Consider the following 14,736-nt stretch of genomic DNA (forward strand, 5'->3'; position numbering starts at 1 on the left):
CGTGGCGGGTCCGGGCTCCGGTGCGGTGGTCAGCGGGTCCTCCGGGGGTGCGGGTGCGGCCGGGCCGCGGGAGACGGCGGTGGCCCCGCCCCGGGGTCCGGGGCGGGGCCACCCTAGGGTGCGGCGCGGGTCAGGCGTCGCGACGCTTGAGCAGCACCGCGGCGGCGGCCAGCGCGACGACGCCCCAGGCGACGAGGACGCCGTAGCCCTGCCAGGGGCCCAGCACCGCGTCGGGGTTGTCGGACTGCACGAGCTGCGAGCCGGCCGACATCGGCAGGTACGGGCTGATCTTCTCGAAGAACGTCCACGGGATCAGCGCGAACACGCTCTCGACGACCAGGAGCAGGCCGAGGACGGTCGCGAGCGCGCCGGCGGAGTGCCGCAGGAGCGCGCCGATCGCGTAGGCCAGCAGGGCGATCGCCGCCAGGTAGAGCGGGGCGCCGAGCAGGATCCGCTGGTTCATCTCCAGACCCAGGTCGACGCGGTGCGCCTCGCCGAGCACGGGGTAGGTGACGGCCCAGGACACCAGGGTGCCGACGACGGCGGTGACGAACGCGACGCCGATGACGACCAGGCCCTTGGCCAGCAGCGCCGGGGTGCGGGTCGGGGACGTCGACAGGGTGCTGCGGATCATGCCGGTGGAGTACTCGCCGGTGATCGCGAGGACGGCCAGGACGCAGATCGCGAGCTGGGCGAACTGGATACCGCCGACGATGTCCCCGGCGGTGACGGTGTAGTCGATGCCGGACTCGTCGAACTGCTGCACGCCGAAGTACGCGATCATCCAGGCGATGCCGGCCTGGGCGACGACCGTGATCGGCAGCACCCACCAGGTCGAGCGCAGCGACCAGAGCTTGATCCACTCGGACCGCAGCAGGCGGCCGAAGGTGACCCGTGCTGCGTCCGACGGACGGGCCGCGGCGCGGGTCGCGGGAACGGTGGCGGTGGCGCTCATCGCCGGGCCTCCTCGGGGGTGGGGGCGGGCTGCCCCTGCTGGACGGTGGTGCCGGCCCCGGTGGGCGCGGAGTGGTACTCGACGTCGTCCGCGGTCAGCGACATGTACGCCGCCTCCAGGGACGCGGCGACCGGCGTGAGCTCGTGCAGCACGACGCCGTCGCGGGCGGCGAGCTCGCCGATCGCCTCGGAGGTCGCGCCGGTGATCTCGAGGAGGCCGGCCTCCACCGAGGTCACGGTGGTGTCGGGGCCCTGCAGCAGCTCGGCCAGACGGGTCGCCTGCGGGCTGCGGACCCGGACCCGGGTGCCGGACGCGCCGGCCACGATGTCCGCGACGGGCGCGTCGGCGATGATCCGGCCGCGGCCGATCACCAGGATGTGGTCGGCGGTCAGCGCCATCTCGCTCATGAGGTGCGAGGACAGGAACACCGTCCGGCCCTCGGAGGACAGGTGCTTGACCAGGTTGCGCACCCAGAGCACGCCCTCGGGGTCGAGGCCGTTGACCGGCTCGTCGAGGATCAGCGTGCGCGGGTCGCCGAGCAGGGCTGCGGCGATGCCGAGCCGCTGGCCCATGCCGAGGGAGAAGCCGCCGACGCGCTTGCCGGCGACGGCCTGCAGGCCGGTCATCTCGATGACCTCGTCGACGCGCTTGCGGCCGATGCCGTGCGTCGCGGCGACCGCGCGCAGGTGGTTGGTGGCCGAGCGGCCCGAGTGCACGGCCTTCGCGTCCAGCAGCGCGCCGACCTCGGTCAGCGGCGACCTCAGCTGCGCGTACGGGCGGCCGTTGACGGTGACGGTGCCGGACGTGGGCCGGTCGAGGCCCATGATCATCCGCATCGTGGTCGACTTGCCCGCGCCGTTGGGGCCGAGGAAGCCGGTGACCTTGCCGGGCTGGACGGTGAAGTCGATGCCGGCGACGGCAGTCTTGTGCCCGTACCTCTTGGTCAGGCCTCTTGCCTCGATCATGGTGTCCTCACAGGGGTGGTCTCCAGGTACGGCACGAACCTACGGACTGCGGATCGCGGGCGGAACGTCCGTGGGGCCGATCCTGCGGGGCCCCCGGCTCGCCCGCACGGCCGACGCCCTCCTCCGTGGGGATGACCCGGGGGCCCGGCGGGTCGGCCGCCGGGATGGTCCTGGGCCTGCGCGGGTCTGCGGGAACTTCCGTGGCGGCCACGGCGTTCTAGGGTCAGTGCCACTGCCGGCTCGATCGCGAACCGACCCTGGAGGACCGATGACCAACCCGGTGTTCAACAACAGCGCCGTCTTCGGCGACCCGCGTGCCCGCGGGTCCCGTGGCGGCCGCGCCCCGCAGCCGACGGCGCAGCCCGGCGCCTACGGCGCCACGGCCACCGGGCCGGTGATCGAGGCGCAGTCGCTGGAGCAGATGTACGGCGCGCCCGCGGCCACCACCCGGGACACGGGCCGGCTGACCTACGACGACGTCATCATCAAGACGGGCGGCCTGCTCGCGCTGCTGGTCGTCGTCGCGGCGGCCACCTGGAACGTGGCGCCGGGCCTGTGGCCGATCGGCGCCCTCGTGGGCCTGGTGCTCGGCCTGGTCAACGCGTTCAAGAAGAACCCCAGCCCGCTGCTCATCACGCTGTACACCGTGGCGCAGGGCGTGTTCCTCGGCGGGATCAGCCTCGCGTTCCAGAACATGACGTTCGACGGGCAGGGCGTGCAGCCGATCGTGCTGCAGGCCGTCATCGCCACGTTCGCGACGTTCGGCGCCGCGCTGTTCCTGTTCAAGTCGGGCCGGGTCCGGGTCACGCCGAAGTTCACGCGCTGGCTGCTGATCGCGATGGTCGGCTACCTGGCGTACTCGCTGGTGAACGTCGTGATGATGTTCTTCGTGTCCAGCGACGGCTTCGGCCCGCTGCGCAACGGCCCGATCGGCGTGATCGCCGGCCTGTTCGCCGTCGGCCTCGCCGCGGCCAGCCTGATCATGGACTTCGACGCGATCAAGCGCGGCGTCGAGCAGGGCGTCCCGGCGAAGTTCGCCTGGTCGGCCGCGTTCGGCCTCATCGTCACCCTGGTCTGGCTGTACCTCGAGATCCTGCGGATCCTCGCGATCCTGCAGGGCCGCGACTAGCAGCCCGCGACGACGGCCCCGCACCCCGGCTCCAGACCGGGGCGGCGGGGCCGTCCGTCGTTCGTCGTGGGTCCTGCCGGTGCGGGCCCGGGTCCGCGCAGCCGGTCAGCGGGTCAGCCGCGCCAGGGCGGCGCCCGCCCCCTCGCGGAGCAGCACCCCCGCGTGCCCGGCGACCTCGCCGGCCAGCCGGTCGAGCCGCGGGTCGTCGCCGGCCAGGTACTCGGCGGCGACCGCCACGCCCCGAACCCAGCCCACCAGGTCCTCCGGGTCGAACGTCTCCCGCAGGTGCCGGAGCAGCGCGGGGTCGTCGGCGGGCTCGAACCCGGCCGGTCCGGACCGGCCGGCGCCCAGGACCAGCAGCGCCGCGAGCGCGAGCGCCGTGGCGGGGGCCTCGCGCCCGGCGGACCAGGCGGCCAGCAGCACCGGCAGGTTCCGGGCCCGGAACTTGGCGAGCGAGTTCAGCGCGATGTCGCCCAGCCGGTGCTGCAGGTACGGGTTCGTGAACCGCTCGCGGATCGTCGCGGCGTAGCGGCGCAGCGCGGCGGGGTCGCCGGGGAGCGAGGGCAGCACCTCCCGGTCGAGCAGCAGGTCGAGGTACCGGCCGACGTCCGGGCGCGCGGTGACCTCGCGGACGGTCGTGCACCCGAGCAGCAGGCCGAGCGGCGTCATCGCGGTGTGCATCCCGTTGAGCACCCGCACCTTGCGGTCCCGGGTCGGGCGGACGTCGGCGACGAACTCGACCGGCAGCCCCGCGCGGTCCAGCGGCAGCGCGTCCCGGATCGCGCGGTCGCCGCCGATCACCCAGGTCCCGTAGAGCTCGCCCTTGACGACGAGCTGGTCGGCGAACCCGATCTCGGCCTGGATCTCCGCGATCTCGTCCCGCGGGTACCCGGGGACGATCCGGTCGACCAGGGTGTCGTGGAACGTGCACGCCTCCTCGACCCACGCGACGAACTCCGGGGGCAGCCCGTTCGCGGCCGCGTGCCGCAGCACGTACCGGCGCAGCGTGCTCGCGTTGTCCTCGATCAGCTCGCAGCACACGACGTGCAGGCCCGCGCCCGGGTCGCCGTCGAAGTGCCGGAACCGGTCGAGCAGCAGCGCGGTCATCTTCGCGGGGAAGGACCGCGGCGGCGTCGCGGCGAGGTCGTCGTCCGGGACCCAGGCGATGCCGGCCTCGGTGGTGTTGGACAGCACGACCCGCAGGCCGGGGTCCAGGTACGCGTCGCGGTACGCCTCGAACTCCTCGTGGGCGCGGACGACGCCGCGGACGGCGGTGACCCGGGTGACCTCGCGGACCGGCTCGCCGTCCCGCACCCCCTCGAGGAGCACGTGGTAGATGCCGTCCTGCCGGCGGAGCAGCTCGACCGCGGTGTCGGGGCCGGGCGTGGCGTGCACGACGACGACGCCCGCCGCCAGCACGCCGGCGTCGTCGGCGCGCTGGATCATCTGGTCGGCGAACGCGCGCAGGAAGTTGCCGCCGCCGAACTGCAGCACGGTGGGCGCCCGGTCCGGACGGGGCACGGTGCTCGCGTCGGGCACGGGCAGGACGTCGGGCTGGCTGGCGGGCACGGGCTCCTCCGGGGTCGTGCGGTCGCGGGCGCGAGCCGCGGTCATGCGGTCGCGTACGCGAGCCGCGGCAGGCGGTACGCGAGGTCGTGGGCGGTGTCGAGCGCCTCGTCGAGGTCGAGCCGGTGCTCGGCGACCAGCCGGGCGAGGTACCCGGCGTCGACCCGGCGGGCGAGGTCGTGCCGCGCGGGGATCGAGACGAACGCGCGGGTGTCGTCGACGAACCCGGACGTGTTGGCGAACCCGGCGGTCTCCGTCACCGCCTCCCGGAACCGGCGCATGGCGTCCGGCGCGTCGAGGAACCACCACGGCGCACCGAGCCGGACGGCGGGGTACACCCCGGCCAGCGGCGCGAGCTCCCGGGAGAAGGTCGTCTCGTCGACGGTGAACAGGATGGTGCGGAACCGGGGGTGCCGGCCGAACGCCTCCAGCAGCGGCCGCAGGGCACGGGTGAACTCGGTCGCGACCGGGATGTCGTAGCCCCGGTCGGGGCCGAAGGCGGCGGCGAGCGCGCGGTCGTGGTCGCGGAGCACCCCGGGGTGGATCTGCATGACCAGCCCGTCCTCGGCGGACATCGCCGCCATCTCGAACAGCATGTGGCCGGCGAAGGCCGCGGCGTCCTCGGCCGTGACCGTGCCGTCGAGCGCGGCCGCGAACACCCGTTCCGCCTCCGTCCCGGTCAGCGGGGTGGTGCCCGCCCCGATCAGGCCGTGGTCGGTGGCCCGCGCGCCGGCGGCCGCGAACCGCGCGCGCTGCACCCGCAGCGCCTCCAGGTACCCGGGGTACGACTCGACGTCCGTGCCGGCGGCCGCCCCCAGCCGGTCGAGCGCGGCGCGCCAGCCCGGGTCGCCGACCGCCAGGAGCGCGTCGGGCCGGAACGTCGGCAGCACCCGGTGCCCGAGCCCGTCGGCGGCGAGCCGGCTGTGCGCCTCCAGCGTCGACCAGGCGGGGTCGGTCGTGCTGATGACCTCGATGCGGAACCGGTCCAGCAACGCCCGCGGCCGGAACGCGGGGTCGTCGATGGCCTCCTGCACCCGGTCGTAGATCGCGTCGGCCGTGGCGGCGCTCGGCCGCTGGGTCACGCCGAACACCTCGACGAGCTCGGTCTCCAGCCAGAACCGGGTCGGCGTGCCCCGGAACAGCGGCCACCCCGCGCAGAACCGTCGCCAGATCGCGCGCGGGTCGGTCTCGGCCGCAGGCCCCGCGCCGTCGGCGGTCGGTGCGACGCCGAGCTGCTCGATGCCGGCGCCCTGCGAGGCGAGCATCCGGACCAGGTAGTGGTCGGGCACCACGAGCAGCTGCGCCGGGTCGGGGAACGGGGCGTCGTCGGCGAACCACTCGACGGGCACGTGCCCGTGCATCGCGACGACCGGCAGGTCCCGGGTCGCCCGGTAGATCTCCCGGGCGACCGGCCGGACCGCCGGGTCGGCGGGCAGCGCGCGGTCGGGGTGCAGGGTCCACGGGCCGGAGGGGGTGGTCGCGGTCACCGGACCTCCCCGAGGCCGTGCCGCCGGTCCATCTCGGCCGCCAGCAGCAGGAACGGGCCGACGCCCTTGTGGTCGTTCGTGACGACCGGCTCGCTCATGTAGTAGGCGAAGCTGCCGTCGCGGTACGGCTGGCCGCCGAGCCCGGCGACGTGGCACATGCGGTGCACGTTCACCCAGCCCTGCGCGTCCACCGACAGGAACTGCTCGGTGCCGTGCGCCCACCCCGTCCCGAGCGCCTGCTCCCAGTCCTCGCCCGCGAGGTAGCCGAGCCGCAGGGCCTTGGCGATCGCGGCCAGCACCATGAACGAGCCCGAGGACTCCAGGTAGTTGAGCGGCCGGTCGCCCTGGTCCGGGACCTGGTACCAGAGGCCCGTGCCGGGGTCGCGGACCCGCAGCAGGGCCGCGAGGACGTCGGCGAGCTGCCGCCGGACCCGCTCCCGGCCGGGGTGCTCGGCCGGCAGGTGCTCCAGCACGTCGGTCATCGCCATGACGAACCAGCCGAGCGCGCGGAGCCACACGTGCGGCGAGCGCCCGGTCTCCGGGTCGGCCCAGCCCATCCGCCGGGACTCGTCGCAGGCGTGCCGGCACAGGCCGGACCCCGCCTCCACGGTGAGGTCGTAGGCGGTGGTGAACTGCAGCACGACGTCGTCGAGCAGGTCGTCCCGCCCGGCAAGCCGGCTGTACCGGGCGTAGAACACCGAGCCCATGTAGAGGCCGTCGAGCCAGACCTGGTCGGGGTAGATCGCCTTGTGCCAGAACGTGCCCGCCCGCAGCCGGGGCTGGCGCAGCAGCTGCTGGAACAGCCGGTCCGCGGCGAGGCGGTACCGCCGGTCGCCGGTCTCGTCGAGCAGGTCCAGGACGGCCTTGCCGTTGTTCACGTGGTCGAGGTTGTACTCGGCGCGGGAGTACCCCGCGATGGAGCCGTCCTCCCGGACGAAGTGGTCGAGGTTGCGCCGGATGTACGCGGCGTACCGGGGGTCGCCGGTCAGCCGGTGCACGGCCCGGACGCCGTCGAGCATCAGGCCGTCCTCGTACTCCCAGCGGTCCCGCGGGTTCATCATCGGCTCGCGGGCGAGCAGGGTGTCGGCACCGAGCACCGCCCACCGGGTGCGCGGGCCGCCGTAGCCGCGGCCGGTCGGCGCGGGGGGAGACGTCTGCGTGGTCATCGTCCCGGGCCTCAGGCGAGCGCGGTCGGCGGGACGGCGTCCATGTCGTCGAAGGCCTGGTTCTCCCCGGCCATCGCCCACACGAACGAGTACGCCGCGGTCCCGACGCCCGCGTGGATCGACCAGGACGGCGAGATCACCGCCTCGCCCTCCGCCACGACGAGGTGCCGCGTCTCCTGCGGCCGGCCGAGCAGGTGGATCACCCGCGCGTCCTCGGGCAGGTCCACGTACAGGTAGCACTCGGTGCGCCGGTCGTGGGTGTGCGCCGGCATGGTGTTCCACATCGAGCCGGGGTGCAGCGTCGTGACGCCCATCATCACCTGGCAGGTGCGGACGCCGTCCGGGTGCAGGTACTGGCGCAGGGTCCGGCGGTTGGACGTCGCCTGGTCGCCGAGCTCGCGCACGGTGCCCTCGTCGGGGAGGACCCGCGCGGTGGGGTACTCCGTGTGCGCCGGCGCCGACACGAGGTACAGCCGGGCGCCGGAATCCTCGGCGGCGTCGGCGAACGTCACCTCGCGCACGCCGCGCCCGAGGTAGAGGCACGCGCGGGGCGGCAGCTCGTACGTCTCGCCGTCCGCCTCGACGACCGCCGGGCCGCCGCGGTGCGCGACCTCGACCACCGCCGCGTCCGGCCCGTCGGCCCGCACCGCGACGTCGACCGCCGCGGGCGCCAGGTCGAGCAGCGGGGACAGGTCGGCGGCGGACGTCGCGACGACCACCTCGTGGTCGGCGACCGCACCGTCCGCAGCGGTCCACACGACCTCCCAGAGCAGCACGGCCGCCCGGGGCAGCGCGGACGCGGGGTGCCGCAGCCCGCCCACCGGGCGCGGCGCGCGCACGGCGTCCGGGACGGTCCACCGGCGCTCGGCCAGCACGTCGCCGTCCGCGGTCCGCAGCCGCGCGACCACCTCCGAGCCGGCCGCGACGCCCGCGTCGGACCACAGCCAGACCTCCGCCGCGGCGTGCACCCGGCCGCCCCAGGCGGTCGTCGCGGTGCGCAGCGTCGCGCGGTCGGGGGCGAACGCCCGGGCGACCGCGTGCAGGGCCGGCTTCGGGTCGCCGAGGTGGTCCACGACGGCCGTGCACCACGTGTTCGGGTACGACTCGGCGAGCTGCCAGGGCAGCACCAGCGAGCAGCGCGGCCAGCGCCGCCGGTCCGCCTCGACCGCGTACGCCAGGCCGGTCGCCTGCAGGTGCTGGCTCGCGCGCCGGTACCCGTCGACGTCCGCGAGCCGGCCCGCGAAGCACTGCTGCACCAGCGGCGCGTTGTCCCACCACTCGCCGAGGTGCCGGTGCACCGGGTTCGACCGGTCGAGCGGCCTCAGCCGGTCGGCGGGCACCAGGTGGTCGAGCAGCCGGTGGTTCGCCATGCCCTCGACGCCGAACTCGCTGTGCGCGAGGCAGGTGCCGGCGTCCGCGAGCGCGTGCTGGCCGGTCAGGCCCTGGTGCTCCCACGGGCCGTGCACGTCGTGCTGGTCGTCCGGGGCGGCGGCGATGACGTCGGCGCGGTGGTGGAACGCCGGCCCGGTCGGGGACGTCGGCAGCCAGGCGCGGCCCGGGTCGAGCCGGGCGATCTCGTCCCGCAGCACGGCCAGCACCGGCGAGCGGTCCTCGTCCAGCGGGACGCCGTCGAGGTCGAGCTCGTTGCCGCCGCCCCACAGCAGCAGGCTCGGGTGGTGGGTGCGCGGCGGGACCACGACCGCGGCCTCCCGGCGCATCATGTCGACGAACGCCGGGTCCTCGGCGGGTGCGCTCTGCATGCCCGACGAGGACTGGGACAGCTCCTGCCACACCAGCAGCCCCGCACGGTCGCAGGCGTCGAAGAACTCCTCGGTCTCGACCAGCCCGCCGCCCCACACCCGCAGCAGCGCGGCGCCGGACGCGGCGGCCAGGCCGACCAGGTGCTCGACGCGCTCGCGGGAGACGGCGCCGTACTGCGCGTCGGCGGGGGCCCAGTTCCAGCCGACGAGCGGCAGCCGGACCCCGTTGACCTCACCGGTGTACGCGCGGGCTCCGGCGGGGGCGCCCGCGTTCGGGACCAGGCGGGCGCTGCGGAAGCCGACGGTGCCGCGCCAGAGCTCGCGGCCGCCGCGGACGGCGAGCCGCACCGTGTAGGTCGTGGGGACGCCGAGGCGGCGGGGCCACCAGAGGTCGGGCGCGGGGACGCGGAGGGCGACGTCGAGGGCGTGGGCGGCGACGGACGGGGCCGCCGGGGGCTGCACGTCGACGCGTCGCGCGGCGACGACGGCGCCGGCGGCGTCGAGCACCTCGACGTCGACCGCGGCGTCCCCGCCGTCCGCCGCGTCCCCGCCGTCCCCGACCTCGACGGACCCGCGCACCCGGACGATGCCGTCACCGGGCACCGTGCCCGCCACCGTTTCGGTGCTCTCAGCCGAGTTCGGTGCCTGTAGCCACCGAACCGGGCCGGGAGCACCGAACTCGCGGCGCGCGCCGCCGGACGCGGGCGCCGGCGCGCCCACGAGGTCCGCGCGGACCGTGACCTCCGCCAGGTGCACGCGGTCGACGACCACCCGAGCCCCGCGCCACAGCCCCTGGTGCGGCAGCCGCGGGCAGAAGTCCCAGCCCTCGGTCATCCGGGGTCGGTGCGTCCGGACCCGCTCGGTGCGGCCGACCTGCGGCTCGCTCGGGGGCACGGGGTCGACGACGACCGCCAACCGGTGCTCCCCCGGCGCCACGGCCGCGGCCGGGACCGCCGCGCGGAACCGGTGGTACAGGCCCTCGACCCGGCCGAGCGGCTCCCCGTCCCAGAGCACCGTGCCCGACGGGTCCACGCCGTCGAGCTCCAGCACGGCCCGCTCCCCCGGTCCGAGGGGCGGCAGGTCGACGGTGCGGCGGTAGACCCAGTGCCGGGCACCGGTCCACTCGGCGGCGCGGCTGTTCCGGTCGCGGTACGGGTCGGGCAGCTCGCCGGCGCGCGCGAGGTCGGTCACCACCGAGCCGGGGACCCGAGCGGGCCACCAGCCGGGGGTCGTGGCGGCCGCGCGGGCGGCGTCGGCGGCGTTGTTCCGGGCCGTGACCGGCGCGTCGACGTACCAACGCCAGGTGTCGCCGAGCGCCTCGCGGAGCAGCCAGCCGGGCCCGTCGAGGCCGACGACGCGGCCCGCCGGGGCGCGCCGGGGAGCCCCGGCGTCGTCGCTGATGAGCGGATGTGGCATCGATGCCATACGACGAGCCAACCACAGGCCCGGGAGGCGGGTCAACGCAGCGCGGTCCGGCTGCTCCAGCGCAGCGGCGACTGCCTGGGCGGTTCAGCCCACGCCCGCCCCGGCGCCCGCACCCGCGCCGGCGCCGGCGCCCAGGCGCTGCCGCCCGACCACCGCGAGCAGCCGCAGCTTCTCCGCGCTCTCGCTGCCCGGCACCGCCGTGTACACCAGCAGCAGGTGGGACTGCTCCGGGTCCACGAGGGTCTGGCAGCTCAGCTCCAGCGCGCCGACCTCGGGGTGCACGAACCGCTTGGTGTCCCGCGGGCGCAGCCCGACCTCGTGCCGCTCCCACAGCTCGCGGAACTCGGCGCTGCGCTCCAGCAGCAGGTCGGCGTACCGCGCCGCCCGCGAGCCGGGGCCGCGCCGGGTCACGGCCTCCCGGAGCCCGGAGGCGTACAGCCGGGACAGGAAGGCGTGGTCCTCCGGCTCGTACAGCGCGCGGGCGCCCGGCTCGGCGAACCACCGGTAGCCGAGGCTGCGCGCCGGCCCGGTGAACCGCGTGGTGTCCCCGGTCAGCGCGACGCCCGCCGGGGTCTGCCGCAGGGTCTCGCCCATCTCGGTGACGACCTCGGCCGGGGTGTCCTGCAGCCGGTCCAGGATCCGCAGCAGCGCCGGGCCGACGTGCTCGCCGCTGGGACCGCGCGGCGGCGGGTGGTGCCCGGCGAGCCGGAACAGGTGGTCCCGCTCCCCCAGCGACAGGTGCAGGCCCTGCGCGATCGAGGCGATCATCTGCTCCGACGGCTGCGGGCCCCGCTCGCGCTCCAGCCGCGCGTAGTAGTCGGTCGACATGTGGCAGAGCACGGCGACCTCCTCGCGGCGCAGGCCGTCCGTGCGGCGGCGCGGGCCGCGGGGCAGCCCGACGTCCTCCGGCTGCAGCGACTCCCGCCGCCGGCGGAGGAACTCCGCGAGCCCCGCCCGGTCGATCTCCATGCGCCGCCTCCCGCGATCCGGGCCGGCGCGTGCGCGCGGCCCCGCCGTCGTTCCTACCGTGCCCGGCGCCGCGGAGCCACGGCCCGGCGATCCGTGGATGAGCGCGCCCTGGATCGGCCCGGGCGGCCCGGCGACGGTGGTCCCACCACCACCGACGCACCCCAGGAGCCACCGTGTCCCGCGACCTCGACATCACCGTCCCCGACCAGTCCGGCCGCCGCGCCGTCGTCACCGGCGGGAGCGACGGCATCGGCCTCGGCATCGCGACCCGGCTCGCCGCCGCCGGCGCCGAGGTCGTCCTGCCGGTCCGCAACCCCCGCAAGGGCGAGGACGCCCTGGCCGCCATCCGCGCGTCGGTCCCCGGCGCCGACGTGTCCCTGCGCGCGCTCGACCTGTCGTCGCTCGACTCCGTCGCCGCGCTCGGCCGCACCCTGCTGGACGAGGACCGGCCGGTGCACCTGCTGATCGGCAACGCCGGCGTCATGACGCCGCCCGACCGCCGGACGACCGCCGACGGCTTCGAGCTCCAGCTCGGCACGAACCACCTCGGCCACGCCGCGCTGGTGCTGCACCTCCTCCCGCTGCTCCGCGCCGGCCGGGCCCGGGTGGTGTCGCAGCTCAGCATCGCCGCCGCGCGCGGCACCGTGCACTGGGACGACCTGAGCTGGGAGCGGTCGTACGACGGGATGGCCGCCTACCGGTCGTCGAAGATCGCGTACGGGCTGTTCGGGCTGGAGCTCGCCCGGCGCAGCGAGGCCGCCGGCTGGGGGATCACCAGCGTGCTCGCGCACCCGGGCGTCGCCCCGACGAGCCTGCTCGCCGCGCGCCCCGAGGTCGGCCGGGCCGCCGACACCCGGGAGGTCCGGCTGATCCGGCGGCTGTCCGCGTGGGGCGTCGTCGGCACGCCGCGGACCGCCGGGCTGCCCGCCCTGCACGCCGCGACGTCGCCCGACGTCGCCGGCGGGCGGCTGTACGGGCCGGGCGGCCCGGGCCACCTCGCGGGCGCGCCCGCCGAGCAGCGGCTGTACCGGTCGCTGCGCAACGCCGACGAGGCCCGGCGGGTGTGGACGGAGACGGAGCGGCTGGTCGGGGTCCGCGCGGCGTGACGGCCGGGGCGCGTCAGCCCCGGGCAGGGGGCGTCAGCCCCGGGCAGGGGGCGTCAGCCCCGGGCCGCCCCGGCGTCCGCTAGCGCCGCCAGGTCCGCCACCGACGCGTACCGCGCGGCGCCCTGCGGCCCGCCGGACACCTCGATCGCGAACGCCGGCACCCCGGGCGTCAGGTCGACGGTCAGCACCGCCGTCGCCCCTGCGCCGTCGTCCCAGCCGAGCACGAGTCGCGCCGGGCCGTCCTGGCGGGCTGCGAACGCCCCGCCGAACGCCGGGTGGTGCGTCCGCAGCGCGACCAGCCCGAGCTGCGCCCGGGTGACCTCGCCGGCGAGCGCCGCCGCGAGCTCGGCCGCGTCGTAGACGTGCCGGTTCACCTCGCGCCCCTGGCCGGTGCGGGTGAACCGGTCCATGTCGTCCGTGCCCGCGAGCAGGCCGACGTAGTAGATCTGCGGCCGGCCCGGCACGAACAGCTGCACCGCGCGGGCGAGCAGGTACGCGACCGGGTCCTCACCGAGCACCGAGAAGAACGTCGCGTTGACCTGGTGCGGCATCGCGGCCCACGCCGGGGTGGTCGACGCGAGCGCCGAGCGGCCCGCGGTCCGCCGCTCGGCCTCGGCGAACACCGCCGCCATCTCCTCGGCCGAGAGCAGGCCGGGGCGGTCGCCGGACGGGCCCGCGTCGATGACGCCGATGCCGTCGTGGGTGTCGAGGACGGTGATCGCGTTCCGCGGCCGGATCTCCAGCCAGTGCGCGAGCCGGGCCACCTCCCCCGTCGCCAGCCCGTGCAGCAGCAGCGGCGGCAGCGCGAAGTCGTAGACCAGGTCCACCAGCGGGGCGATCGCCGCCTGCTGGGTGTGGTGCGCGTGCACCTCGACCAGCACCTGGAGCCCCTCGGCGTGCGCGAGCGCGGTGATCTCCTCGACGAACGCCAGCGTCTGCGGCGTCATGAACGAGTCGGTGCCCGGGGTCTTCACCGCGTAGCCGACCGCGTCGAGGCGGACCGTCGACACCCCGCCGTCCGCGAGCGTGCGCAGGGTCCGGCGCAGGTAGTCCCGGGCGGCGGGGTGCTGCACGTCGAGGTCGACCTGGGTCGGCATGAACGTGGTCCACACCAGCCGGCGGGTGCCGTCCGCCCGCTGGTAGGGCGTGAACGGCAGGCCGAGCCGCGGGCGGTAGAACGCGGTGATCTCGCGCTCCCCGGCGCCGTCGGGGAACACGGTGTCGTAGGTGAGGAACATGCCGTCGGAGGGCGACGCCTCGCCGCGGGCCAGCCAGTCGCGGAACTCGGCCGAGTCCGCCGACACGTGGTTCACGATGAGGTCGGCGGTCACGTGCACGCCGTCGGCGGCGAGCGCCCGCACGTCGTCCCAGGTGCCGAGGCGCGGGTCGACGGCGTTGTGGTCGACCGGGTCGAAGCCGGCGTCGTCGCCGTCGAACGGCACGAAGAACGGCAGCAGGTGCACGCCGCGGAACGCCGCCAGCGGGCCGTCGGCCAGCAGCGCCCGCACGCCCGCGAGGTCGCCGCCGAGCCGCTCGGTGTAGGCGAGCAGGTGCACGCCGTGGTCGCCGGTCACCGCGCACCGCCCGCCAGCGCGGCGACGAGCGCCGCCAGACCGCCCGCGGGCGAGGTCAGCACCGGGACCGCCGCCCGCGCCCGCTCCGCCGCCCCGGCCATCGACGCCTGCGCGAGCACCACCACGTCGGCCTCGGCCGCGGCCTCGGTGACGGCGCGGGCCACCAGATCGTCGGCCCGGTCGCCGTCGCCGGCGTCCCGCGCGGCCGCGGCCCCGTCGACCACCCGGGTGTCGACCGCCACGGCCGCGCCCGCGTCCGCCGCGGCGCGCTCGACCAGGCGGCCCGTCGGGCCGAGCGTTGAGGCGAGCGTGGCCAGGACGGCCACCCGGCCGCGCGCGCCGGGACCCGACGCGACGCCGACCGCCTCCCGCGCCATGGGGGCGTCGACCCGGAGCACCGGCAGGTCGACCCGGGCCGCCGCGGCCTCCGCCGCCTCGCCGACGGACGAGCAGGTCACGAGCACCGCCGACGCGCCCGCGGCGGCGAGGTGCCGCACGTGGCCGAGCACCGCGGCCTCGACCTCCGGGGTCACGCCGGACGCGACCGCCGTGGCGAGCAGCCAACCGTCGACGACGTGCACCCGGCGCAGCCCGGGGGACGCGGCGTCCAGGTCGGCGTCGAACCGGGCCGCGA

Annotated in this window: 11 protein-coding genes; 2 read left to right on the top strand and 9 right to left on the bottom strand. The window is 76.2% G+C overall.

Annotated elements, in window-relative coordinates; translation table 11 throughout:
• Positions 1–130 precede the first annotated feature (130 nt).
• A complete protein-coding gene (locus G6556_RS03050; RefSeq protein ID WP_166938501.1) occupies positions 131–955 on the bottom strand; it encodes an ABC transporter permease subunit in 825 nt (274 codons plus the stop codon).
• The gene (locus tag G6556_RS03055) at positions 952–1,920 is read right to left on the bottom strand and encodes an ABC transporter ATP-binding protein (protein ID WP_166938503.1); all 969 of its coding nucleotides are present in this window, start codon (positions 1,918–1,920) and stop codon (positions 952–954) included. The genes G6556_RS03050 and G6556_RS03055 overlap by 4 nt, the downstream gene beginning before the upstream one ends.
• Positions 1,921–2,188: 268 nt before the next feature.
• Between G6556_RS03055 and G6556_RS03060 the strand changes: the two genes are divergently transcribed.
• Entirely contained in the window at positions 2,189–3,049 is an 861-nt protein-coding gene (locus tag G6556_RS03060; protein ID WP_166938504.1) for a Bax inhibitor-1/YccA family protein, read from the top strand.
• Positions 3,050–3,154: 105 nt separating this feature from the next.
• On the opposite strand, the gene G6556_RS03065 is transcribed toward G6556_RS03060, so the two are convergent.
• The 5 genes from G6556_RS03065 to G6556_RS03085 form a co-directional block, all read right to left on the bottom strand.
• Positions 3,155–4,663 carry a tagaturonate reductase gene (locus G6556_RS03065; RefSeq protein WP_166938506.1) on the bottom strand — a complete coding sequence of 503 codons (1,509 nt, stop codon included), beginning with the start codon at positions 4,661–4,663 and terminating at the stop codon, positions 3,155–3,157.
• Positions 4,660–6,102 carry a glucuronate isomerase gene (uxaC, locus tag G6556_RS03070; protein ID WP_166938507.1) on the bottom strand — a complete coding sequence of 481 codons (1,443 nt, stop codon included), beginning with the start codon at positions 6,100–6,102 and terminating at the stop codon, positions 4,660–4,662. The genes G6556_RS03065 and uxaC overlap by 4 nt, the downstream gene beginning before the upstream one ends.
• On the bottom strand, positions 6,099–7,268 hold the full coding sequence (locus G6556_RS03075; RefSeq protein WP_166938509.1) for a glycoside hydrolase family 88 protein: 1,170 nt from the start codon (positions 7,266–7,268) through the stop codon (positions 6,099–6,101). Before G6556_RS03075 ends, uxaC begins: the two co-directional genes overlap by 4 nt.
• Positions 7,269–7,279: 11 nt before the next feature.
• A complete protein-coding gene (gene kduI, locus G6556_RS19325) occupies positions 7,280–10,444 on the bottom strand; it encodes a 5-dehydro-4-deoxy-D-glucuronate isomerase (RefSeq protein ID WP_240933536.1) in 3,165 nt (1,054 codons plus the stop codon).
• Between the two features lie 93 nt (positions 10,445–10,537).
• Complete coding sequence (locus G6556_RS03085) at positions 10,538–11,422, bottom strand: helix-turn-helix transcriptional regulator (RefSeq protein ID WP_166938511.1); 885 nt, start codon at positions 11,420–11,422, stop codon at positions 10,538–10,540.
• 173 nt (positions 11,423–11,595) lie between these two features.
• Between G6556_RS03085 and G6556_RS03090 the strand changes: the two genes are divergently transcribed.
• A complete protein-coding gene (locus G6556_RS03090; protein WP_166938513.1) occupies positions 11,596–12,528 on the top strand; it encodes an SDR family oxidoreductase in 933 nt (310 codons plus the stop codon).
• Between the two features lie 53 nt (positions 12,529–12,581).
• On the opposite strand, the gene gtfA is transcribed toward G6556_RS03090, so the two are convergent.
• Together gtfA and G6556_RS03100 are read right to left on the bottom strand one after the other, a co-directional pair.
• Positions 12,582–14,102 carry a sucrose phosphorylase gene (gene gtfA, locus G6556_RS03095; protein WP_166938515.1) on the bottom strand — a complete coding sequence of 507 codons (1,521 nt, stop codon included), beginning with the start codon at positions 14,100–14,102 and terminating at the stop codon, positions 12,582–12,584.
• The coding region (locus G6556_RS03100) for an aspartate/glutamate racemase family protein (protein WP_166938516.1) at positions 14,099–14,736 on the bottom strand (638 nt) is incomplete at its 5' end. The genes gtfA and G6556_RS03100, both read right to left, overlap by 4 nt.

The organism is Cellulomonas sp. IC4_254 (genome assembly GCF_011603975.1).
Classification (GTDB): domain Bacteria; phylum Actinomycetota; class Actinomycetes; order Actinomycetales; family Cellulomonadaceae; genus Cellulomonas.